This window comes from Burkholderia sp. BCC1998 (genome assembly GCF_905339875.1).
GTDB lineage: Bacteria > Pseudomonadota > Gammaproteobacteria > Burkholderiales > Burkholderiaceae > Burkholderia.
In genome coordinates this window covers 126,478-146,498 of the sequence record NZ_CAJPHE010000007.1, presented here as the reverse complement: position 1 = coordinate 146,498, position 20,021 = coordinate 126,478, and the positions used below count along the sequence as shown (strand labels likewise).

The following is a 20,021-nucleotide window of genomic DNA, read 5'->3' as shown; positions in this document are numbered from 1 at the left end:
CATCATGCGGCGTGCTTGCGGCGCGCGGCGGTTTTCTTCGCCGCATGCTCGCCGGTCGCGGCACGTTTCGCGGCCGGCCGCTTCGCCGCCGGCGTCTTCTCGGCGGAGCCCTTCGGCGCGGCCTTCGAAGCCGGCTTGCGGCGCGCGCCACCGCGCGACGACGCAGAAGAAGACGACGCGGAGGAAGACGACGCTTCCGCCTCCGCGCCCTCGTCGTCGCCCGCATTGCGCGGGCCCGCCGCGCGCGCGCCGCCGCCGCCGCCCTTCAGGCTGCGTTTCAGCAGCTCGGTCAGGTCGACCACGTTGGTCGCCGCGCGGCCCGTCTGCGCAGGCCGCTCCTCGATCTCCTCGATCTTGCCCGCGCGCACCTTGCGCTCGACCAGCTCGAGAATGTCGTCGCGAAACGTGTCGTGATACTCGTCCGGCGTCCACTTGCCCGCCATCTCGTCGATCAGCTTCTTCGCCATCCCGAGCTCGCGCGCGGTCACGCCCGCGTGTTTCGCGTCGTCGGCCGGCACCGTCAGTTCGTCGAGCGGCCGCAGTTCTTCCTGCCAGCGCAGCGTGTCGAGCGCGAGCAGCGGCCCGACCGGAATCAGCGCGCCGAGATGCTGGCGGTCGCGCATCACCACGAGCGCGATGCCGATCTTGCCGCTGTCCTTCAGCGCGTCGCGCAGCAGCGCATAGACCTTCTCGCCCTTGCGGTCCGGCACGAGGTAGTACGGCGTGTCGAGATACAGGAACGATACCGCGTCCGCGTCGACGAACGTCAGGATGTCGACGGTTTGCGTCGATTCCGGATTGGCCGCGCGAATCTCCTCGTCGGTCAGCACGACGTAGCGTTCCTTCTCGTACTCGTAGCCGCGCACAATGTCCTCGCGCGCGACCTCCTTGCCGGTGCGCTTGTTGATCTGCCGATAGCCGACCGGGTCCATCGAGCGCTTGTCGAGCAGCCGGAACGACGGCTTCACGGTGCGCGTCGCGGGAAACAGCTGCACGGGCACGTGAACGAGCCCGAAGCTGATCGCGCCTTTCCAGATCATCCGCGATGCCATGCGTGTTCTCCTTTGCCGGGTGCGCGAGCGCGTGGCGGCACACACCAGAAGCCGTCACGGGCATGGACGCGCCGCACGGCGCGTGTCGCGACGGCGGCCAAAGCGTCGATGCGGGTTGCGTCGGTCAGGGCGCGCGCAACGCGCGGTCGAGTTCGGCGCGCGTCACGTCGAGCGCGACGCTGCATTCGATCTCGGCGTCCTCGACGCGCGGCTTGTGCTCGTCGACCGCGCGCCGCGCGAGGTCGCACAGCTGCGTGCGCACGCGCAGGCGATCGGCCGCGCCGAGCGACGCATAGCGCGTGAGCACGTCGGGATCGAAACGCAGGTCGACCGCGCAGCGCCATTGACGCGCGTCCTCATCGGACGGCACACGGACCCACGACACCTGGATCGTCAGCCGCCCGGACGCGTCGTCCGCATGCACGACGACGGTCGACTGCGACGGAAAGCCGTTCGCGAGCGCATGCTCGATTTCCGCGATGCGCTGCGAACGGTCGGGGGCGGTCGTCATCGCCTGACAACCCCCAGCAGCAGCGTGACCAGGAAGATCACGACGAAGATGTAGAACAGGATCTTCGCGATCTCGGCCGCGCCGGCCGCGATGCCGCCGAAGCCGAACAAGGCGGCGACGAGCGCGATGATGAGGAAGATGATGGCGTAACGAAGCATGAATGCCTCCTGGAGTCCTGAAGAACGGTGATCGCCGATGCGTGTCGCCGTCGATCACGAATCGTGCTTGTGCCTGGGTTTGCCGTGGACCGGCGTCGAAGCCATTTTTTCGAGTTCCTTTTCGCTCATCGACTTGGCCATCGACTTCGCAGGCGGCTTCAGGTCCTTCATTTTCGTGTCGCCGCGCTTGGCCGACAGGGCGGCTCCTGCGGCGCGTTGCTGTGCCTGGGACTTGGCTGGCATGGCTTTCCTCCTCTCGGTGGCGCGCGACGTCCGTGTGGCTCACGGGCGGGCCGCGCGCGGCTCGGACGGTATCGTCATGCGGCGTCGCGCCGGCGCAGGTCGGCCGGCGGAATCTTCATCGCCTGGCGATACTTCGTGACGGTACGACGCGCAAGAAGGATGCCGCGGCCCGCGAGGTTCTGCGCGAGCGCGACGTCGGACAGCGGATCGTTATGGCGCTCGGCGGCGATCATGTCGCGAATCAGCACCTTCGCGGCCGATGCCGAGCACACGCCCTTGCCGGCCGCCTCAAGCTTGCGCGGGAAGAAATGCTTGAACTCGAACGTGCCGTGCGGCGTGGCCATGTACTTGTTGCCCGTCGCGCGCGAGACCGTCGATTCGTGCAGGTCGAGCTCCTCGGCGATGTCGCGCAGCACGAGCGGCTTCATCGCGATCTCGCCGTAGCGGAAGAAGTCGCGCTGCCGGGCGACGATGCATTCGCCGACCCGCTGGATCGTGTCGAAGCGCTTCTGCACGTTGCGGATCAGCCAGCGCGCTTCCTGCAGCTGCTGGCCCAGCGGCGAATCGCGCTCGCCGCTCGACTGCGCGAACAGCGTCGCGTAGCGCTCGTGCAGCCGCGCGCGCGGCAGCACGGCCGGGTTGATCGTCACGATCCATTCGTCGCGCACCTGGCGCACGATCACGTCGGGTATCACGTAGTCGCCGCGTGTGCTGCCGTAGTGGTTGCCGGGGCGCGGATCGAGCGCGCGCACCAGCGCGCAGGCGGCCTGCATCGTCGCCTGGTTGCAGCCGAGGCGCCGCTGGATCTCCGCCGTCTCGCGGCGCGCGAGCCGTTCGAGATGGTCGCGCGCGATGGCCTTCGCTTCCGCGAGCGCCGGCGTGCCGGCCGGAATCGCGTTGAGCTGCAGCAGCAGGCACTCGGACAGCGAGCGCGCGGCGATGCCCGGCCGGTCCAGCATCTGCACGAGCCGTAGCGCGACCGTGAGATCCTGTTCCGACAGCAGCCGCGCCGGATCGGCCGCGACCAGCAGCTCGCCCAGCTCCTGACGCAGGTAGCCGTCTTCGTCGAGCGCGTCGATCACGATGCGCGCCGCCTCGCGGTCGCGCCGGTTCAGCGGATAGAGCCGCAACGCGTCGTGCAGCTGCTGGTGCAGCGACGGCTCGGCGGCCATCCACTCGCCGGGCGACTGGTCGCCCGCGTCGTCGGCCTGTCGCCCGGTGCCGCGCGTCGTCGGCGCGGCCGTGTACGACACGTCGCCGTCCTGCGGGCGCACTTCCTCGTGCTCGGGTGGCGGCTCGGGCGGTGCGGCTTCGGCCTCGGGTTCGGGCGCGTCGGCGACTTCTTCGTCGCCCTGCCCGTCTTCGAGAAACGGATTCGAGTCGAGCGCCTGTCGCAATTCCTGCTGGAATTCGAGCGAAGACAACTGCAGCAGGCGAAGCGACTGCTGAAGCCTCGGCGTGAGTGCCAGATGCTGTCGCATCTGGAGCGCAAGCGTGACGGACATCGATGCCCTCCTGACGGTGTGCGGAATGCGTTTATGCGAATCCATGCAGCTACCGTGCCAGGAAGGCGAAGCGCCGTCCGGCGGGGCTCTCGCGGGTTCGTACCCCGTCGGCCGCGGCCCCGGGCGCCCCCTTTTTTACAAGCGCCAGCAAGTTAGGGGGCACGGCATTCGCTCCGCGCGGATACGCCGTCGCCGTCGCGCGAATATGCCTTCGCAGGCAGTATCGTTGCGCGGCATCCGTGCAGGGTGCCGCGGTCAGTACTGCATCGGCGGCGGCGTGCCCGGCAGCGTTTGACCGCCCTGCACGCCGTTCGGCCCCGGCGGCGGCACGTCGACCGGCTCGCCGCCGGTCGCGCCCGGCGGCAGCGTGTTGTACGGCGACGGGCGCGTGTCGTAACGCGTATTCGCGTCCGGCATCGTCGTGGTCGGCGACGCGCCGTGGCCGTCCGGCGGCGCCGGCGGTGCGCCACGCGTGCCGTAGGGGCCCTGCGGTTGCGTGCATGCGCCCAGCGCGCACGCAGCGGCGAACGCACAGGCGCACACGCGTATCGTCTGGATCGGTTTCATCGGAACCTCCTCCGTGAAGTGCGGTGCGCGGCACCGGGCCGGCCGTGACGGCGCGGCTCAGAGCCGGTTGAAATGGAAATCGCCCGCATACGCGTTCGGTGCGCGACGGGCCATCATCGTGTCGAATTCGGCCGCGACGCGCATCAGTGCGCCGCGTTGCCGCTCGATACCGGCCTGCTCGAGCGCCGCGAACGCGTCGGCGTCGAAGGTCACGGTCAGCGACGCCGGATGACCGTCGACGCGAAAGCCGAAATGCAGCGCGCCGGCCGGCTGCTCCTCGGCATGGAACGGCATCGCGCGCGCCTCGAAATGACGGCCGGGCGTCTCGGCCACGTCGCGCAGCATGCCGGGTTTCACGCTGATGCTCATCGTGGGCTCTCCGTGGGTGGGATGGACGCAATCGGCGGCACGCCGGTCGACGGCGCGCTGGTCGGCGACACGCTGGTCGGCGGCGCGTGAATGGGCCGCACATGGATCGGCAGCGCGTGAATCGGTCGCACAGGAATCGGCGGCGCAGGAATCGGCCGCACATGAATTGGCAGCCCGTGGTTCGACCGCGCGTGAATTGGCGGCGCCCGCGTCGGCGGCTCGCGCTCCGGCGGCGGATGCCCGGGCGGGTCGCCTTCCGGATCCTGATAAGGCTCCGGCGTGCCGGGCGGCAAGTCATCCGGCGCGGGCGGCTCGGGGTCCGGTTCGACGTCGGGTATCGGCGGTTCGGGCCGGTGCAGCGACTGGGCGGGGTCTCGGTTCATCGGGGGGCATTCGATCGTTGCGTCGTCCTCGCGGGGCCTGATCGGTCGGCGCGGCGTGCGCCGCCCGATCGTCCACGAAAGGCAGGGCCGCAAGCTGCGTGCCGTCTGCGTGCCGTCTCTGCGTGCCGGCGTGCACGCCGCCTCGCACGCCGCCTTCCCGCGCGCCGGCGCGCGGTCGCGCGCGCCACCCCGCCGTACGCCGTGCCTTCGCTACACCGCGCGCTGCAATTCTTTCAAGGGCAGCGCGCTACGCGTCGTACGCGGCCATCACGAGCCACAGCTCGTGGTCGTCGTCGCGCACCCGCGCGGCGAGCGCATACGGATCGGCCGGCTCGCACGCGCGCTGCAGCGCGAACCGCGCCGGCTCGGTCGAGCCGAATGTCTCGTCGCCGAGCGGCCGCACGTCGGCCTTGCCTTCGAACATCCGGCGATCGGGCCGGTAGATCAGCGGCTCCTGTTTCCACGCGCTGAAATGGCTCTTCACCGACTCGAACCCGCCGCCGCATACGTTGATCTCATAGCGCACCCCTGGCCGCCGTTTGGGAATCGTCATCGTGCCTCCCGCTTGATTTGCGTGTGTGTGTGTGCGGAGCATTGCACCGCGCGTTGTGGCCGGCATCCTGCGTCGTCGTCCTGCGTGGTCATCCATCGAAGAAGCGGCAAGTCCCGTGCCGCGCGGTCGCGACAGGCACGGCCGTTGCGCGATCACCGCGTCATCGTCACCGCCTCGGAGCCCCGCCATGAAGGAATCGACCCGAACCGGCCGCGACGCGCCGCACCAACCCCAGCGCGATCCGTCGCCGCCGTTGAAGAACCAGGATCAAACGAAGACGCGCCACTCGGAGCGCCATATCGACAAGCAACTCGAGGACACGTTCCCCGCGAGCGATCCGCCCGCGACCGGCGGCGTCACGCGCATCGAGCCCGACACGCCGCCGGGCACGCACGACGACGGCCCGTGGCAGGACCCCGCCCGACGCCGCGACGAATGACGGCCGGCACTCGACGGACACCGCTGCCGAACGGCACGCCGCTTGCTGCCCCGCTTGTTGCCCCGCACGGCCCGGACTCGCCTGCTCACACGGCCCGGATTCAACCCGCAAGGAGGACTTCATGCAACGCGTCAACGAAATCATGTCGCAGGACGTCGTGCGCATCGCGCCGACCGACTCGATCCGTCATGCGGCGCAATTGATGGAGCGCTATGACATCGGCGCGCTGCCCGTATGTGACAACAACCGGCTGATCGGCATGGTCACGGACCGCGATCTCGCGGTGCGCGCGATCTCGGCCGGCAAGCCGCCGGAAACGCGGATCCACGAAGTCGCGTCGGGTCCGATCGAATGGTGTTTCGAGGACGATTCGCTGGAAGAGATCCAGCACTACATGGCCGACGCGCAACTGCGCCGCCTGCCCGTCGTCGATCACGACAAGCGGCTCGTCGGCATGCTGTCGCTCGCGGACATCGCGACGCGCACGGCCGGCCCCGCACGCGACGACGTCGCGAACACGCTCGAAGGCGTGTCGCAACCGAAGCAGACGTGACGGGGCCATTCGCGCCCCGCCCCGACTACCCGCGCGACCCGCAGGGCCCATCCCGGGCACGGTCGCGCTCCACGCAGCCAGGAGGACAACCATGCAGACTCAAGGACAGACCCGCATCGTCGGCAAGGGGGCCGCAACCGCGGCCGGGCCCGGCCCGGACGTGATGGCAGCCGACACGCTGGAAGGCGACAAGGTCTACACGACCGATGGCGACGACGTCGGCAAGATCAAGGACATCATGCTCGATGTGCGCTCGGGCCGCGTCGCGTACGCCGTGCTGTCGAGCGGCGGCCTGCTCGGCATCGGCGACAAGCTGCTTGCGATTCCGTGGAGCGCGCTCACGCTCGATACCGAGCGCAAGTGTTTCCTGCTGTCGGTCTCATCCGAGCGAATCCGCAACGCGCCGGGCTTCGACAAGGATCACTGGCCGGCGATGGCCGACCCGCAATGGGCCGAGCCGCTGCACGAGTACTACGGCAGCACGCCGTACTGGAGCGCGGGCGACGAGCTCGGGCTGACCGATCCGACCGAGGACCTGAACGATCCGCGCGCGCGCGACCAGCATTGATCGCTCTCGATTTGCCGGTGTATTAGCCGACATGCCCCGCGAAAGCGGGGCTTTTTTTGGGCTTTCTTCGTGACGGATCGCCGGGCCGGCCCGGTGCTGTGAAGCCGGCGTCGCGGCCACCTGCCGGGCGCGCGACAGTCGTGGCGCGCGCCGCCCGATTGATAACCAGACAACATCAATCCTTCCAAAATTCGCACTTAACGTTTCCCCGTCTCCGGGCGAACATTGCCAAAACGACAATCGGTCGCGCCCCGCGCCATTCCCGCATTCTCTGGAGACACCCTGATGCACCCCTCGCCCAGCCTTTCGACCGGACGTTCGAAGGCCGCCGCGGTATTCCGCGTGACGGCCGGCAACTTCCTCGAGCAGTTCGACTTCTTCCTGTTCGGCTTCTACGCGACGCAGATCGCCGCCGTGTTCTTTCCCACCGCGAACGAGTTCGCCTCGCTGATGATGACCTTCGCGGTCTTCGGCGCCGGCTTCCTGATGCGGCCGCTGGGCGCGATCGTGCTGGGCGCGTACATCGACGACGTCGGCCGCCGCAAGGGCCTGATCGTCACGCTCGCGATCATGGCGAGCGGCACCATCCTGATCGCGTTCGTCCCCGGTTATGCGACGATCGGCCTGCTCGCGCCCGCGCTCGTGCTGATCGGGCGACTGCTGCAGGGCTTTTCGGCAGGCGCGGAACTGGGCGGCGTGTCGGTCTACCTCGCCGAAATGGCCACGCCCGGCCGCAAGGGCTTCTTCACGAGCTGGCAGTCGGCCAGCCAGCAGGTCGCGATCGTCGTCGCAGCCGGCCTCGGCTTCGCGCTCAATCAATGGCTGAGCGCATCGGCGATCGCCGCTTGGGGATGGCGCGTGCCGTTCTTCGTCGGCTGCATGATCGTGCCGTTCATCTTCATGCTGCGCCGCAAGCTCGAGGAAACGCAGGAGTTCAAGGCGCGCCGGCACCGCCCGAGCATGAAGGAAGTGTTCGGCACGCTGGCGCACAACTGGGGGGTCGTGGTCGCCGGCATGATGCTGGTCGCGATGACGACCACGAGCTTCTACCTGATCACCGTCTACGCGCCGACGTTCGGCAAGACGGTCCTGCACCTGAGCACCGCCGACAGCCTGCTCGTCACGCTGTGCGTCGGCGTGTCGAACTTCGTGTGGCTGCCGATCGGCGGCGCGCTGTCCGATCGCATCGGCCGCCGGCCGCTGCTGGTCGGCATGACGGTGCTCGCGATCGCCACCGCGTACCCCGCGCTGTCGCTGCTCGCGCATGCGCCGTCGTTCATCAACATGCTGCTCGTGCTGCTGTGGCTGTCGTTCATGTACGGGATCTACAACGGCGCGATGGTCGTCGCGCTGACGGAAGTGATGCCCGTCGAGGTGCGCGTGGCAGGCTTCTCGCTCGCCTACAGCCTCGCGACGGCCGTGTTCGGCGGCTTCACGCCCGCCATCTCCACGGCGCTGATTCACATGACCGGCGACAAAGCGGCACCCGGTTACTGGATGAGCCTCGCCGCGGTGTGCGCGCTGCTCGCGACGTTCGTACTCTATCGCCGCCATCCGGCGACGCTGACACCGGCGCACTGACGCTTGATGCCGAACCCCCTGCCCCGACTTCGCACGACCCAGGCCACGACCACGACCATGAAGAACCTGCTCCTGAAACTGTGCGCGACCGCACTCGTCGCCACCTCCGCAATCGCCGCGAACGTGCAGGCCGCCGAGCTGCACGTGATGAGCTCGGGCGGCTTCACCGCCGCCTACAAGCGGCTCGGCCCGCAGTTCGCGGCCCGCACGGGCAACACGCTCGACACCGCGCTCGGCCCGTCGATGGGCAAGTCGCCCGAAGCGATTCCGAACCGGCTGGCGCGCGGCGAGCCGGCCGACGCGGTGATCATGGTCGGCTACGCGCTCGACGACCTGATCAAGCAAGGCAAGGTGATCCCCGGATCGCGCGTCGAGCTGGCCGATTCGCGGATCGGCATGGTCGTGCGCGACGGCGCGGCGAAACCCGACATCAGCTCGGCCGACGGCCTCAGGGAAGCGCTGCTGCATGCGAAGTCGATCGCGTACTCGGACAGCGCGAGCGGCGTCTACATCGAGCGGGAATTGTTCAAGAAGCTCGGCATCGAAGACCAGGTGAAATCGAAAGCGAAGATGATCCCGCGGATCCCGGTCGCCTCCGTGGTCGCGAACGGCGACTACGAAATCGGCTTTCAGCAGGTGAGCGAACTGCTGCCCGTGAAGGGCGCGACCTTCGTCGGCAAGATTCCCGAAGCGCTGCAGTCCGTCACACGCTTCGCGGCCGGCATCCCGGTCGGCGCGCAGCATCCGGAGGAAGCGAAGGCGCTCCTCGACTATCTCGCGTCGCCCGACGTGCAGGCGGAAGTGAAATCGACCGGGCTGGATTCCGTCTCCGCGCATTGAGCCCGCAACCCGGGAAGGCGCGCGTCAGACCGCCTTCCCGTCGCGCCCGGCGCCGGCCCCGGCATCGTCGGCGCCATTCGGGCCTTCCGGCCCGGCCGCGTTCAGCACCCGCACGAGACGTGCACGATCGCACGCCCCTTCCCACGACGATACGAAGATCACCGCGCACGCATTGCTGATCACGCTCGTCAGCGCACGCGCCTCGGACATGAAGCGATCGATGCCGACCAGCAGCGCGACCCCGGCAACGGGCAGGTCGGGCATCACGGCAAGCGTCGCGACGAGCGCGACGAGCCCGCTGCCGGACACGCCGGCCGCGCCCTTCGACGTCAGCAGCATGACGGCCAGCATCGCCGCGATCTGCGGCGCGGACAGCGGCACGTCGCACGCCTGCGCAATGAACAATGCCGCGAGCGTCAGATAGATCGCGGTGCCGTCCAGGTTGAACGAGTAGCCGGCCGGCAACACGAGCCCCACCACGCCCTTGTCGCAACCGAGCGACTCCAGCTTGACGATCAGCCGCGGCAACACGGGCTCCGTGGACGAGGTCGCGAGGACGATCAGCAGCTCCTCGCGCAGGTAGCGCAGCAGCCGCCACAACGCGAATCCGTGCAACCGCGCGAGCGGTGCGAGCACCAGCGCGACGAACAGCCCGCAGGCCACGTAGAACGACAACATCAGCCGCGCGAGCGAGCCGACCGAGCCGATGCCGAAGCGGCCCACCGTGAAGGCCATCGCGCCGAATGCGCCGAGCGGGGCGAGCCGCATGATCATCGCGAGCACGCGAAACACGATCTGCGCGACGCCGTCGATCAGCGCCAGCACGGGCCGGCCGGCCTGCGGAGCCGCATTGAGCGAAAAACCGAACAGCAGCGCCAGCAGCAGCACCGGCAGCACCTCGCCCTGCTGGAACGCGCCGAGCATCGTGTCCGGGATCACGCTCAACGCGAACTCGACCAACCCGCGCGGCGGCGCATGCCGCGTATAGGGCGCAAGGACGCTCGCGTCGAGACGGCGCACGTCCACGTGCATGCCGGCGCCCGGCTGCAGCACGAACGCGGCGACGAGCCCGAAGGCGAGCGCGGCGGCGGTCAGCAGATAGAACAGCACCAGCGCGCGGACGATCGTGCGACCGATGGCGGTCCCGTTCGCCAGCGACGTGATGCCCGACACGATCGTGCAGAACACGACCGGCGCGATCATCATCCGCACGAGGCCGACGAAGGCATCGCCGAGCGGCTTGAGCATCGCGCCCGCCGACGGCCAGAAATGGCCGACGCTCACGCCGAGCACCATCGCCAGCAGAACCTGCACGTAGAGCGAACGAAGCGGTCTTGCCAGCGTCACGATGCGGTCTTGCCCGATGTTCCGGCCGTATTCGCCGCATGCGCCACCTGTTTCGATCCGTCGCCGCGCTTCGCATCGACGACGGCCTGGTGGAACGCTTCCGCGGCCGGTGTCAGCGGGCGTCCGCGCCGTTTCACGATGCCCACGCGGCGCTTGACCGCCGGCTCGACGAGCGGCACGCTCGTGAGCAGCGGATGGTCGTGCCCGGGCATCGCCATCGACGGTACCGCGGCGACGCCGAGCCCTGCCTCGACCAGCCCGAGCATGGTCGTCACGTGGCGCGTCTCGCACACGCTCGGCGCCCGCGGCGCGACGCTCGTCAGCGCCTGGTCGAGCAACAGGCGGTTGCCGGACGTCTTGTCCACCGACACATACTCGTACTCGTAAAGCTCGTTCCAGGTCACGCGCTTCTTGCGCGCGAGCGGATGGTCGCGCCGGCACGCGGCGACGAACCGCTCCTGCAGCAGCAGCTTGAATTCGACCTCGGGCTCCTGGCTGCCCATGAAGCTCACGCCGAAATCGGCCTCGCCGCTGATGACGGCGCTCAGCACCTCGTTCGCGCTCGCGTCCAGCAGCTTGACCCGGATGCGCGGAAAGCGGCGGTGATAGCTCGCGATCACGTTCGGCAGAAAGTAGTAGGCGACCGACGGCACGCACGCGATCGTCACGTGACCGAGCCGGCTCGACGAAACGTCGCGGATGCCGAGCAGCGCGACGTCGAGATCGTCCAGCAACTGCTCGGCGCTCGGCGCGAACACGCGGCCGACGGTAGTCAGCGAGACGCTGCGCGTGGTGCGCTCGAACAGACGCACGCCGAGCGCTTCCTCCAGTTTGTCGATCCGGCGGCTCAACGCGGGCTGCGAAATGCTGATCGCCTCGGCGGCCTTCCGGAAGCTGCCCAGCTCCACCACCGCGCGAAACGCCTGCAAATCGGTCAAATCGAAGTTGATTCCCACGGGCCGTGTCTCCGCATCTCGAATGCCCGGTATTTTGCATGATTCGGGCAGCCACACCCAGCCCGGAGATGCCCGGCTCCGACGCCCGCTACGCGCGATGCCGCAACGCATCGATCACGATCGAAAACGCGCGCGACGCCTGGCGGCGGCTCGGGTAGTACGCGTGATAGCCGGGAAAGACCGGGCACCAGTCCGGCATCACGATGCGCAGCCTGCCGGCGTGCACGTGGTCGAGCACGATGTCCTCGGTGACGAACGCGATGCCGAATCCGTCGAGCGCCGCCTGCAGCATCTGCGGCTGCGTGTTGCTGGTGATCCGCCCGTTCACGCGCGCCTGGATCTCGTTCCTGCCCTTCTTCAGCTCCCATGCATAGATGCCCTTCGCGGTCGCGAGCCGCAGCGTCACGCAATCGTGATCGAGCAGGTCCTGCGGCGTCTTCGGCGGCTTGCGGCCGTCGAGATAGGCCGGCGACGCAACCATCGCCATCCTGATGTCCGGGCTGATGCGCACCGCGATCATGTCCTTCGCGACCTGGTTGCCGTAGCGCACGCCGATGTCGTAGCGCTCCTCGACGATGTTCGACAGCCCGTAGTCGACCGAGAACTCGACGCGGATGTCGGGGTAGTCGGGCAGCACCTTCCTGAGCTTCGGCCAGATGATCGTGTCGATCGGATGCTCGGTGGCCGTGATCCGCACGACGCCGGCCGGCTTGTCGCGGAAATCGGCCACGGCGGCGAGCTTCGTTTCGATCTCGTCGATGCGCGGCGCGACGGTGCGGAACAGTTCCTCGCCCGCTTCGGTCGTCGCCACGCTGCGCGTCGTGCGCGTCAGCAGCCGCACGCCGAGCCGCGCTTCGAAATCGCGCACCGTCTGGCTCAGCGCCGATTGCGACACACCGAGGCGCGCCGCCGCGCGCGTGAAGCTCCGGTCGCGCGCCACCGCGAGAAACGCCAGCAGATCGTTGAGGTTTTCGCGCGGCATGTCGGGCGGCTCCTGTCGAAACGGACGCCCATCCTAGCACCGACGCCGCCGCGCGCCACCCGGTACGGCCTCTGTCGATTCATTAGACTGACTTATAAGTCCAAGCGCAGCGCGCTACTTAATCGATTGATCGTGGGTCGATAGACTGCGAAGCCTTCGGGTCCCCCTGCGGCCATAGCCGACTTTGGGGATCTCCCCTGCATTCCTTTCCGGAGTCCGTCTCGTGAAATCCGCTCTTCGCCTCCTCGTCGCCGCACTCGCCGTGTCCGGCCCGTTGTTCGCCCATGCGCAAGGCTTGACGCGCGAGCAGGTGCGCGAGGACATGATTCGCTACGAAGCCGCCGGCTTCAATCCGGCACGCGCGAATCCGCGCACGTGGGTGGACGATGCCCAGGCCGCGTCCGTACGCGTCATGGCCGCGCACGATGCTGGCGCCCGCACGCATCTGGCCGATCGCGGCGCGGCCGCCGCGCGCTGCGACTGATCGACGCCGCCCCTTCCCCCACGATCCGCACCGCTTCAACGATGCAAGCCGTTGCCACTTCCGAGCGGCGCCCCGCGCCCGTTCAAACCGCCGCATGGGGCGCCGTCCTCGCGATGGCGCTCGGCGCGTTCGCGCTCGTCGCGTCCGAATTCATGCCGGTCAGCCTGCTGACGCCGATCGCCACCGACCTGCACGTCAGCGAAGGCCAGGCGGGCCAGGCCATTTCCGTGTCCGGCGCCTTCGCGCTCGTGACGAGCCTGTTCATCTCGTCGCTGGCCGGACGGCGCGATCGCAAGCGGCTGCTGCTCGTGCTGACGCTGCTGACGATCGTCTCCGGCACGATCGTTGCGTTCGCACCGAATTACGTTGCCTTCATCGCGGGGCGCGCACTGATCGGTGTTGCGATCGGCGGGTTCTGGTCGATGTCGGCCGCGACCGCGATGCGGCTGGTGCCCGATGGCGAGGTGCCGCGCGCGCTGGCGATCGTGAACGGCGGCAACGCGCTCGCGACCGTCGTCGCGGCGCCGCTCGGCAGCTTTCTCGGCGGCATCGTCGGCTGGCGCTGGGCATTCTTCTGCGTCGTGCCGGTCGCGGCGCTCGCGTTCGGCTGGAAACTCGTCAGCCTGCCGCCGATGAAGGCCGCATCGCACGCGGCGCCAGCCAATGCGCTCGCGCTGCTCGGCCGCGTGCCGGTCGCGCTCGGCATGGCGGCCGTCAGCCTGCTGTTCATGGGACAGTTCGCGCTGTTCACGTACCTGCGGCCGTTCCTCGAAACGGTGACGCACGTCGGCAATGCCACGCTGTCGCTGATGCTGCTCGCGATCGGCGTGGCCGGGGTCGCGGGGACGATCCTGATCGGTGCGTGCCTGAAGAACGGGCTGTACCGCACGCTCGGCGTCACCCCGCTGCTGATGGCCGCGATCGCCGTCGCGCTCGTGTGGTGCGGCGCGTCGACCGCCGCCACCGCGGGCCTGCTTGCCCTGTGGGGACTGACCGGCACGGCCGCGCCCGTCGGCTGGTGGACGTGGCTCGCGCGCACGCTGCCGCATGACGCGGAAGCCGGCGGCGGCCTGATGGTCGCGGTCGTGCAGCTCGCGATCGCACTCGGCGCGACGACAGGCGGCCTGCTGTACGACTTGCACGGCTATCGCGCGACCTTCGCGATGAGTGCGGCGCTGCTCGTTTGCGCCGGCGTGGCGGCGTTCGCGGCGGGACGCGCCGCCGCGGCGCGCACGGCAGGCGGCTGAGCACCGCACGACGGCGCTCGATGCCGCTCGATGCCGTTTTGCAAGTCGTACAGTGCAAGGCGGCTGGAGCATCGCCGGGGGCCGCTTGGATCCCCTGTCCCCCGCCATCACCGTATGCGGCCCCGACCCACGACGCGTCCATCGCGACCGCACGCGGCATGCCGGTTGCTGCATCTCGTCGATATCGTCGATACGGGAGCCGCCGATGCACACACTGCCGATGTTCCGCCCCGGCAACGCCTTCGATCGGCCTGTCGCGCGCGCCCGAGCATGCCGCTTCGCGCGCGCGGCGTCGGCCTGCACCGGAGGACTGGCATGAAGCGCGACGCGAGCACGAAACCGGCGTCGGTCCCGGCCGCCGCCGACACACCGGCCACGCTCGACGCCTGCCGCCGCTGCGCATTGTGGGAACATGCGACGCAGCCGGTGCCCGGCGCCGGGCCCGTCGACGCGCGCATCATGCTGGTCGGCGAACAGCCGGGCGACCAGGAGGACCGCGCGGGCATCCCGTTCGTCGGCGCGGCGGGCCGCATGCTCGATCGCGCGCTCGACGAGGCCGGCATTGCACGCACGAGCGTCTACCTGACCAACGCGGTCAAGCACTTCAAATGGGAACCGCGCGGCAAGCGGCGGCTGCACAAGACGCCCGCGCAGCGCGAGGTCGCCGCCTGCCGCTACTGGCTCGAACGCGAGCTCGACGCGGTGAGCCCGCGCGTGATCGTCGCGCTCGGCGCGACGGCGCTGCGCGCGGTGCTGCAGGACAACGACGCGACGGTGGAGCGCATGCGCAAGCCGGTGCGCTCGCCGGACGGCTGTCTCGTCGTCGCGACCTATCACCCGTCCTACGTGCTGCGCACGCGCGGCGCCGATTCGCGCGAGCATGCGTACCGGACGCTCGTCGACGCGCTGCGCACCGCGTCGCGCCTCGCGCGCGGCAACGGCGGCGCGCACGAGGCATCCGGAGACGCCGAATGAGCAACCTGCGCGGCGGCGCGTCGCGCGACACCCCGGCCGCCACAACCGACCCGGCCGCCACCACCGCCGCGAAGCCCTGGTACCGTCGGCTCGGCCCCGGCCTGCTCGCGGGCGCGTCCGACGCCGATCCGAGCAACGTCGCCGTCTATGCGCAGGCCGGCAGCCAGTTCGGCTTCCACATGCTGTGGATGATCGTGATCACGCTGCCGATGATGGTGGCCGTGCAGCTCGCGGCGGCATTCATCGGGCGCGCCAACCGCGAAGGCCTCGTGGCCGGCATCCGCGAGCAGTTCTCCAGCCGCCTCGCCAAGGCCCTGATCGTCATGGTGGTGATCGTCAATGTCGTGAACGTCGGCGCCGACCTCGCCGCGATGGGTGATGCGACCGCGCTCGTCGCCGGCGGCCGCAGCTACTGGTATGCGCCCGTCTACGGCATCGCGTCGCTCGCGCTGCAGGTGCTGCTGTCCTACGAACGCTACGCGCGCTGGCTCAAATGGATGACGTTCGGCCTGCTCGCCTACGTGCTCGAACTCGGCTTCGTGCACATCGACTGGCGCGGCCTGCTGCACGCGATCGTCCTGCCGCACATCGCGTTCAGGCACGACTATGCGACCACGGCGGTCGCGGTGCTCGGCACGACACTGAGCCCGTACCTGTTCGTATGGCAGGCCGCGCTCGAAGTCGAGGAAACCCAGGCCGAGCGCCGCAACGGCGACACCGCGTGCACGCCCCGCGCGCGCCGTGAAACCGGGCGGCGCATCACGTTCGACACCTGGACCGGGATGATCGTCACCAACGCGGTGTCGTTCTGCATCATGGTGATCGGCGCGGCGGTGTTCTTCTCGCACGGCAAGCACGACATCGGCTCCACCGCGCAGGCTGCCGAGGCGCTGCGCCCGATCGCCGGCGAGGCGGCATTCGTCGTGTTCGCGTTCGGCATCGTCGGCTGCGGGCTGCTCGCGATCCCCGCGTTCGCGGGCAGCGCCGCATACGGTTGCGCGGAGGCGTGGCGGTTCCGCGAAGGGCTGAACGAGCCGGTGCGGCGCGCACCCGCGTTCTATGCGGTACTGGCCGGCTGCGTGATCGTCGGCATCGCAATCTGCTTCAGCCCGGTCGATCCGATCAAGGCGTTGTACTGGAGCGCGGTGCTCAACGGCGTCGCGGCGGTGCCGATGCTGGTGCTCGTGATGCTGCTGTCGCAGCGGCGCGATGCGGCCGGCCAGCCGGGCAGCGGCATCGCGTCGAAGGTGTTCGGGTGGCTGGCGGTCGCGCTGATGGCGGCATCGGTGGTCGTGATGGCCGCGGACATGCTGAACTGATCTGGACGGCATGGTTGCGCTTGCAACCGTTCACGCGTGACGGACGGCGCGGAAAGCGAACGACCCTGAGGGTCGGGTGACAACCGGGCACGCCGCGCGAGCGGCGTCGCCCGGTTGCCCGACCGGCAGCGTCACATCATCTTGCCGCGCGACTTTTCGGCCCGCGCCGCATCGGCCGCCGACTCGACCTTCTTCACTTCCTCCGGCGGCGGCAGCACCGCCTTGAAGCCCATCGAGTCGATCCACATCTCGCGCGCCCAGCCGCGGGTGTGATACAGGTGATGGTCCTCGTCCGCCTCCACCTCGTCGTGCGCGGCCTTCAGCGCCTTCGCCGCGTCGCGATCGCGCAGCTGGTCGGCCGCATAGCCGATCAGCTCCCAGTTCAGGTGGTCCTTCGTCTCGGCGAGCACCACGCACTCGGCCGCGACGATCTGCGCGACCGCCGGGTCGGCCTGCTTCTTCGCCTGCTCGATCACCTGGACGAGCGACTTGCCGGTCGCCGCCACGGCGGCGCGCCCCGGCGACTGCGTATCCGGATCGAGGCCGAGCGTGTCGAATACCTTGCGCAGCACTTCCTGGTGATGCATCGTTTCGCGGTGGTACTTCTCCCATTCCTTGTGCAGGTCCTCGTCGGTCGCACACTTGAGCGCGGCCTCGTAGATCTTCGCGCCGCCGAGCTCGGTTTCGTATGCCTGGCACAGCAACGCCAGGATGCCTTCGTGCTTCGATTGCCGTTGGCCCATGACTGCTTCTCCGAAAAAACGGGCCGCCCGCGCGGCCCTGGGGTTGAACCGGGCACGCGTTACTGCGCGCCCACCTTGCGCTGGAGTGCTTCCGCCATGCTCAGGTGATGCCTGAGCGTCGGCAGCGCCGCGGTCGCGAACGCCCGCAGCTGCGCGTCCTGGCCGCCGCGCGCCTCGTCTTCGAACAGCGCGACCGCCTTCTTGTGCGCGTCCGGGCCGGCCGCGGCCACATACGCCGTGTCGAAGTCGTGTCCGCTCTTGCCGCGCAGCGCTTCGACGTCCGGGTCGTGGATCTGCTCGACCTGCGGCTTCATGCCCGCGCGCGCGGCGACCTCGTCGAGCTTCGCGTTCGCCTTGCCGTGGTCGGCCACCATGCGTTGCGCGAACGCGCGCACGTCCGGCGACTGCGCCTGCTTCAACGCGAGCTGGCTCGCCTGCACTTCGGCCTTGCCGGCCAGCGCGGCCTTGTCGACGAATTCCGCATCGCCGCGCTGCGGCGCCTTCGCGATGCCCGGATCGCCCGCGCCGGCGGCGCCCGACGACGGGTTGATCACGCCGCCCGGCACATGCGAATTCGACGCGGGCGGCTCGCTCGGCGCCTGTGCCTGCGCGAGCCCCGCCATGGCGAGTACGCCCGCGGCGAGCGCCGCGATCGTCCAGTTGGGTTGTTTCATGCGCTTTCTCCTGGTGTGGCGGGCATCGTCACCCGCCGACGATCGAGCCGCCGTTCGGATGCAAGGTCTGTCCCGTCATGTAGCTCGCGCCGTCCGACGCGAGCAGCACATAGCAGCCGATCAGCTCGTCCGGCTGCCCCGGCCGCTTGAGCGGCACGTTCGAGCCGAACGTCGCGACCTGTTCGGCGGTGAAGGTCGACGGGATCAGCGGCGTCCAGATCGGCCCCGGCGCGACGGCGTTCACGCGAATGTCGCGCTCGGCCAGCTCGATCGACAGCGAACGCGTGAACGCGACGATCGCGCCCTTGGTCGCCGAGTAGTCGGGCAGCTTCGGGCTGCCGTGATACGCGGTCACCGACGCGGTGTTGACGATGCGCCCGCCCGCTTTCATGTGCGGCAGCGCGGCCTGCGTGCAGAAGAACATGCCGTACACGTTCGTGCGGAACGTGCGCTCGAGCTGTTCCTCGGTCACGTCCTCGATGCCCGGCTGCGGATGCTGTTCGCCCGCGTTGTTGACCAGCACGTCGAGGCGCCCCAGCCGCTCGACCGTGCGCGCGACGGCGTCGCGCGCCTGCCGGCGGTCGCCGACGTCGCAAGCGATGGCCTCGCAGCGCCGGCCCGCCTGCTCGATCAGGCGCTTCGTGTGCGCGGCATCGTCCGACTCGTTCAGGTAGACGATCGCGACGTCCGCGCCCTCCTTCGCGAAACCGATCGCGACCGCGCGGCCGATCCCGCTGTCGCCGCCCGTCACGAGCGCGACCTTGCCGGCGAGCCTGCCGCTGCCGACGTAGTCGGCCGCCTCGTCGCGCGGCTTCGGATGCATGTCCCGCTCGGTGCCCGGCTGCCGGGCCTGTTCCTGGGGTGGCAGGGTCTTTGCCGTCGTCATGGGTTCCTCCTTGAACGGGTGTCGGCGAGACGTCGCAAGCGGCATGCCGCGCGGCGGCCCGGCCCGGTGCACGCGCGATGCCCGCGCGCCGCACGCCGCGTTGCAAGCGCGTGCAGAAACGGCATGCTCAGCGCGGCGTGCCCTGCGTCGTGCCGTCCGGCCGGCGCACCGGATCGAAGTCGCGCCATTCGCCGTCCTGCCAGTCGCCTTCGACACGTTCGATCGCTTGCGCACCGGTCGCACGCAGCACGTCTTCCGCGGTAGCCGCGGTCGTCGACGTCACGCGCGCGGCCAGGATCACGCCGGTTTCGGTCTTCGCGAGCGCGCCCTTGCCTTCGGCCTGCTCGCCGCGCATCCGGCCGAGCGCGCCGCCGAACGCACCGAGATAGGCACCGGCGAGCGCACCGGCGGCCGGCACGAACCAGTAGCGCACGCCGAACGCATAGACGATCAGCCCGACGATCGCGCCGATCAGCAGCCCGCGCAGCGCGCCGACCAGCGCGCCGCGCCCGCCGGGCTTCGCGGCCGTATCGGCATACACGTCGCCGCCGATCGGAAAGCGCGCGTGCTGGCCGCCCGGGTTCAGGAAGAAGATCGACACGTCGTCCGGGCCGAACGCGCGCTCGTAAAGGTGGCGCGCCCCACCTTCCGCTTCATCGAACGTCGTGAAGCGGCCTGCGACGATCATCGCCATGGTCGTGCTCCTCGTGGCCGTAGGGTGCCGCACACGCGAGCGCGGGCGCGACGCGACGCGGGGGCGCTCACATCAGCCGCCCGAGTTCCTTCGATACCGATGCCGGCGTGCCGTATTCCCGGTCGGGGATCTGCCTGAGCATGTCGAGTACGCGCGGGTCGGCGTGCGAGCGCTCCGCGCACTCGACCACCTCCGCCTTGCTCGCCGGATAGTCCATCCCCTTCAGCGCCTTCTGCACGTCGACCGGGCTCGGCGCCTTGCCGTGCCCGCTCTGGTGGCCGCCCTTGTCGTGATCCTGCTGCTCGCGCTCGCCTTCATGCGCGCGCGCGTGGCTGTATTCGTGGCCCGTATGTTGTCGGGATGACATGGAAACCTCCTTCGATTGAAAAACG

General features: G+C 69.4%; 26 protein-coding genes. 9 read left to right on the top strand and 17 right to left on the bottom strand.

Annotation, left to right across the window (positions count from 1 at the left end; genetic code table 11):
• Positions 1–2 precede the first annotated feature (2 nt).
• The 9 genes from U5A56_RS14975 to U5A56_RS14935 form a co-directional block, all read right to left on the bottom strand.
• Positions 3–1,052 carry a Ku protein gene (locus U5A56_RS14975; protein ID WP_321923091.1) on the bottom strand — a complete coding sequence of 350 codons (1,050 nt, stop codon included), beginning with the start codon at positions 1,050–1,052 and terminating at the stop codon, positions 3–5.
• A gap of 124 nt (positions 1,053–1,176) precedes the next feature.
• On the bottom strand, positions 1,177–1,563 hold the full coding sequence (locus U5A56_RS14970; protein WP_044843388.1) for a DUF3022 domain-containing protein: 387 nt from the start codon (positions 1,561–1,563) through the stop codon (positions 1,177–1,179).
• The gene (locus U5A56_RS14965) at positions 1,560–1,721 is read right to left on the bottom strand and encodes a DUF1328 domain-containing protein (protein ID WP_044843387.1); all 162 of its coding nucleotides are present in this window, start codon (positions 1,719–1,721) and stop codon (positions 1,560–1,562) included. Before U5A56_RS14965 ends, U5A56_RS14970 begins: the two co-directional genes overlap by 4 nt.
• Positions 1,722–1,775: 54 nt before the next feature.
• Positions 1,776–1,964, bottom strand: coding sequence for a DUF3008 family protein (locus U5A56_RS14960; protein WP_044843386.1), 189 nt, complete (start codon positions 1,962–1,964; stop codon positions 1,776–1,778).
• 74 nt (positions 1,965–2,038) lie between these two features.
• A complete protein-coding gene (locus U5A56_RS14955; protein WP_321923089.1) occupies positions 2,039–3,469 on the bottom strand; it encodes an RNA polymerase factor sigma-54 in 1,431 nt (476 codons plus the stop codon).
• Between the two features lie 255 nt (positions 3,470–3,724).
• On the bottom strand, positions 3,725–4,036 hold the full coding sequence (locus U5A56_RS14950; protein WP_124485798.1) for a hypothetical protein: 312 nt from the start codon (positions 4,034–4,036) through the stop codon (positions 3,725–3,727).
• Positions 4,037–4,093: 57 nt separating this feature from the next.
• A complete protein-coding gene (locus U5A56_RS14945) occupies positions 4,094–4,405 on the bottom strand; it encodes a hypothetical protein (RefSeq protein WP_321923087.1) in 312 nt (103 codons plus the stop codon).
• The gene (locus U5A56_RS37175; RefSeq protein WP_415749139.1) at positions 4,402–4,788 is read right to left on the bottom strand and encodes a hypothetical protein; all 387 of its coding nucleotides are present in this window, start codon (positions 4,786–4,788) and stop codon (positions 4,402–4,404) included. The genes U5A56_RS14945 and U5A56_RS37175 overlap by 4 nt, the downstream gene beginning before the upstream one ends.
• Positions 4,789–5,035: 247 nt before the next feature.
• A complete protein-coding gene (locus U5A56_RS14935; protein WP_044843382.1) occupies positions 5,036–5,341 on the bottom strand; it encodes a hypothetical protein in 306 nt (101 codons plus the stop codon).
• A 187-nt stretch (positions 5,342–5,528) separates the two neighbouring features.
• Between U5A56_RS14935 and U5A56_RS14930 the strand changes: the two genes are divergently transcribed.
• The 5 genes from U5A56_RS14930 to U5A56_RS14910 all read left to right on the top strand — a co-directional run bounded on the left by U5A56_RS14930 (position 5,529) and on the right by U5A56_RS14910 (position 9,322).
• The gene (locus U5A56_RS14930; RefSeq protein ID WP_044843381.1) at positions 5,529–5,780 is read left to right on the top strand and encodes a hypothetical protein; all 252 of its coding nucleotides are present in this window, start codon (positions 5,529–5,531) and stop codon (positions 5,778–5,780) included.
• A gap of 121 nt (positions 5,781–5,901) precedes the next feature.
• Complete coding sequence (locus tag U5A56_RS14925; RefSeq protein ID WP_044843380.1) at positions 5,902–6,333, top strand: CBS domain-containing protein; 432 nt, start codon at positions 5,902–5,904, stop codon at positions 6,331–6,333.
• A 91-nt stretch (positions 6,334–6,424) separates the two neighbouring features.
• Positions 6,425–6,901, top strand: a complete 477-nt coding sequence (locus U5A56_RS14920) for a PRC-barrel domain-containing protein (RefSeq protein ID WP_044843379.1) — start codon at positions 6,425–6,427, stop codon at positions 6,899–6,901.
• A 285-nt stretch (positions 6,902–7,186) separates the two neighbouring features.
• On the top strand, positions 7,187–8,482 hold the full coding sequence (locus U5A56_RS14915) for an MFS transporter (RefSeq protein ID WP_044843378.1): 1,296 nt from the start codon (positions 7,187–7,189) through the stop codon (positions 8,480–8,482).
• A 57-nt stretch (positions 8,483–8,539) separates the two neighbouring features.
• Positions 8,540–9,322 carry a substrate-binding domain-containing protein gene (locus tag U5A56_RS14910; RefSeq protein WP_124666141.1) on the top strand — a complete coding sequence of 261 codons (783 nt, stop codon included), beginning with the start codon at positions 8,540–8,542 and terminating at the stop codon, positions 9,320–9,322.
• A gap of 24 nt (positions 9,323–9,346) precedes the next feature.
• Here the strand turns inward: U5A56_RS14910 and dctA are convergent, their stop codons facing one another.
• The 3 genes from dctA to U5A56_RS14895 form a co-directional block, all read right to left on the bottom strand.
• Positions 9,347–10,669: a C4-dicarboxylate transporter DctA gene (dctA, locus tag U5A56_RS14905; protein ID WP_321923083.1), complete on the bottom strand. Its 1,323-nt coding sequence runs from the start codon at positions 10,667–10,669 to the stop codon at positions 9,347–9,349.
• A complete protein-coding gene (locus U5A56_RS14900; protein ID WP_044843375.1) occupies positions 10,666–11,625 on the bottom strand; it encodes a LysR family transcriptional regulator in 960 nt (319 codons plus the stop codon). The genes dctA and U5A56_RS14900 overlap by 4 nt, the downstream gene beginning before the upstream one ends.
• A gap of 88 nt (positions 11,626–11,713) precedes the next feature.
• Complete coding sequence (locus tag U5A56_RS14895; RefSeq protein ID WP_321923081.1) at positions 11,714–12,607, bottom strand: LysR family transcriptional regulator; 894 nt, start codon at positions 12,605–12,607, stop codon at positions 11,714–11,716.
• A 223-nt stretch (positions 12,608–12,830) separates the two neighbouring features.
• On the opposite strand from U5A56_RS14895, the gene U5A56_RS14890 reads away from it, so the two are divergent.
• The 4 genes from U5A56_RS14890 to U5A56_RS14875 all read left to right on the top strand — a co-directional run bounded on the left by U5A56_RS14890 (position 12,831) and on the right by U5A56_RS14875 (position 16,632).
• Complete coding sequence (locus U5A56_RS14890; RefSeq protein ID WP_124521700.1) at positions 12,831–13,091, top strand: DUF4148 domain-containing protein; 261 nt, start codon at positions 12,831–12,833, stop codon at positions 13,089–13,091.
• A gap of 41 nt (positions 13,092–13,132) precedes the next feature.
• Positions 13,133–14,338 (top strand): MFS transporter, encoded by a 1,206-nt coding sequence (locus U5A56_RS14885; protein ID WP_321923079.1) that lies wholly within the window; start codon positions 13,133–13,135, stop codon positions 14,336–14,338.
• A 315-nt stretch (positions 14,339–14,653) separates the two neighbouring features.
• Complete coding sequence (locus U5A56_RS14880; RefSeq protein ID WP_321923077.1) at positions 14,654–15,313, top strand: UdgX family uracil-DNA binding protein; 660 nt, start codon at positions 14,654–14,656, stop codon at positions 15,311–15,313.
• Positions 15,310–16,632: an Nramp family divalent metal transporter gene (locus U5A56_RS14875; RefSeq protein WP_321923075.1), complete on the top strand. Its 1,323-nt coding sequence runs from the start codon at positions 15,310–15,312 to the stop codon at positions 16,630–16,632. Before U5A56_RS14880 ends, U5A56_RS14875 begins: the two co-directional genes overlap by 4 nt.
• 131 nt (positions 16,633–16,763) lie before the next feature.
• On the opposite strand, the gene U5A56_RS14870 is transcribed toward U5A56_RS14875, so the two are convergent.
• The 5 genes from U5A56_RS14870 to U5A56_RS14850 all read right to left on the bottom strand — a co-directional run bounded on the left by U5A56_RS14870 (position 16,764) and on the right by U5A56_RS14850 (position 19,996).
• Positions 16,764–17,375 carry a DUF892 family protein gene (locus U5A56_RS14870; RefSeq protein WP_044843370.1) on the bottom strand — a complete coding sequence of 204 codons (612 nt, stop codon included), beginning with the start codon at positions 17,373–17,375 and terminating at the stop codon, positions 16,764–16,766.
• A gap of 59 nt (positions 17,376–17,434) precedes the next feature.
• Entirely contained in the window at positions 17,435–18,049 is a 615-nt protein-coding gene (locus tag U5A56_RS14865) for a DUF4142 domain-containing protein (RefSeq protein ID WP_124528750.1), read from the bottom strand.
• Between the two features lie 28 nt (positions 18,050–18,077).
• Positions 18,078–18,935 (bottom strand): SDR family oxidoreductase, encoded by an 858-nt coding sequence (locus U5A56_RS14860; RefSeq protein ID WP_044843368.1) that lies wholly within the window; start codon positions 18,933–18,935, stop codon positions 18,078–18,080.
• Between the two features lie 127 nt (positions 18,936–19,062).
• Complete coding sequence (locus U5A56_RS14855) at positions 19,063–19,629, bottom strand: hypothetical protein (RefSeq protein WP_124485785.1); 567 nt, start codon at positions 19,627–19,629, stop codon at positions 19,063–19,065.
• Positions 19,630–19,696: 67 nt separating this feature from the next.
• Positions 19,697–19,996: a DUF2795 domain-containing protein gene (locus U5A56_RS14850; RefSeq protein WP_044843366.1), complete on the bottom strand. Its 300-nt coding sequence runs from the start codon at positions 19,994–19,996 to the stop codon at positions 19,697–19,699.
• Between the last annotated feature and the right edge of the window lie 25 nt (positions 19,997–20,021).

What these genes read in the sequence shown, in the direction of transcription:
- U5A56_RS14975 (WP_321923091.1), bottom strand. Translation starts at nt 1,052, where the DNA reads ATGGCATCGCGGATGATCTGGAAAGGCGCGATCAGCTTCGGGCTCGTT.
- U5A56_RS14970 (WP_044843388.1), bottom strand. Translation starts at nt 1,563, where the DNA reads ATGACGACCGCCCCCGACCGTTCGCAGCGCATCGCGGAAATCGAGCAT.
- U5A56_RS14965 (WP_044843387.1), bottom strand. Translation starts at nt 1,721, where the DNA reads ATGCTTCGTTACGCCATCATCTTCCTCATCATCGCGCTCGTCGCCGCC.
- U5A56_RS14960 (WP_044843386.1), bottom strand. Translation starts at nt 1,964, where the DNA reads ATGCCAGCCAAGTCCCAGGCACAGCAACGCGCCGCAGGAGCCGCCCTG.
- U5A56_RS14955 (WP_321923089.1), bottom strand. Translation starts at nt 3,469, where the DNA reads ATGTCCGTCACGCTTGCGCTCCAGATGCGACAGCATCTGGCACTCACG.
- U5A56_RS14950 (WP_124485798.1), bottom strand. Translation starts at nt 4,036, where the DNA reads ATGAAACCGATCCAGACGATACGCGTGTGCGCCTGTGCGTTCGCCGCT.
- U5A56_RS14945 (WP_321923087.1), bottom strand. Translation starts at nt 4,405, where the DNA reads ATGAGCATCAGCGTGAAACCCGGCATGCTGCGCGACGTGGCCGAGACG.
- U5A56_RS37175 (WP_415749139.1), bottom strand. Translation starts at nt 4,788, where the DNA reads ATGAACCGAGACCCCGCCCAGTCGCTGCACCGGCCCGAACCGCCGATA.
- U5A56_RS14935 (WP_044843382.1), bottom strand. Translation starts at nt 5,341, where the DNA reads ATGACGATTCCCAAACGGCGGCCAGGGGTGCGCTATGAGATCAACGTA.
- U5A56_RS14930 (WP_044843381.1), top strand. Translation starts at nt 5,529, where the DNA reads ATGAAGGAATCGACCCGAACCGGCCGCGACGCGCCGCACCAACCCCAG.
- U5A56_RS14925 (WP_044843380.1), top strand. Translation starts at nt 5,902, where the DNA reads ATGCAACGCGTCAACGAAATCATGTCGCAGGACGTCGTGCGCATCGCG.
- U5A56_RS14920 (WP_044843379.1), top strand. Translation starts at nt 6,425, where the DNA reads ATGCAGACTCAAGGACAGACCCGCATCGTCGGCAAGGGGGCCGCAACC.
- U5A56_RS14915 (WP_044843378.1), top strand. Translation starts at nt 7,187, where the DNA reads ATGCACCCCTCGCCCAGCCTTTCGACCGGACGTTCGAAGGCCGCCGCG.
- U5A56_RS14910 (WP_124666141.1), top strand. Translation starts at nt 8,540, where the DNA reads ATGAAGAACCTGCTCCTGAAACTGTGCGCGACCGCACTCGTCGCCACC.
- U5A56_RS14895 (WP_321923081.1), bottom strand. Translation starts at nt 12,607, where the DNA reads ATGCCGCGCGAAAACCTCAACGATCTGCTGGCGTTTCTCGCGGTGGCG.
- U5A56_RS14885 (WP_321923079.1), top strand. Translation starts at nt 13,133, where the DNA reads ATGCAAGCCGTTGCCACTTCCGAGCGGCGCCCCGCGCCCGTTCAAACC.
- U5A56_RS14880 (WP_321923077.1), top strand. Translation starts at nt 14,654, where the DNA reads ATGAAGCGCGACGCGAGCACGAAACCGGCGTCGGTCCCGGCCGCCGCC.
- U5A56_RS14875 (WP_321923075.1), top strand. Translation starts at nt 15,310, where the DNA reads ATGAGCAACCTGCGCGGCGGCGCGTCGCGCGACACCCCGGCCGCCACA.
- U5A56_RS14870 (WP_044843370.1), bottom strand. Translation starts at nt 17,375, where the DNA reads ATGGGCCAACGGCAATCGAAGCACGAAGGCATCCTGGCGTTGCTGTGC.
- U5A56_RS14865 (WP_124528750.1), bottom strand. Translation starts at nt 18,049, where the DNA reads ATGAAACAACCCAACTGGACGATCGCGGCGCTCGCCGCGGGCGTACTC.
- U5A56_RS14860 (WP_044843368.1), bottom strand. Translation starts at nt 18,935, where the DNA reads ATGACGACGGCAAAGACCCTGCCACCCCAGGAACAGGCCCGGCAGCCG.
- U5A56_RS14855 (WP_124485785.1), bottom strand. Translation starts at nt 19,629, where the DNA reads ATGGCGATGATCGTCGCAGGCCGCTTCACGACGTTCGATGAAGCGGAA.
- U5A56_RS14850 (WP_044843366.1), bottom strand. Translation starts at nt 19,996, where the DNA reads ATGTCATCCCGACAACATACGGGCCACGAATACAGCCACGCGCGCGCG.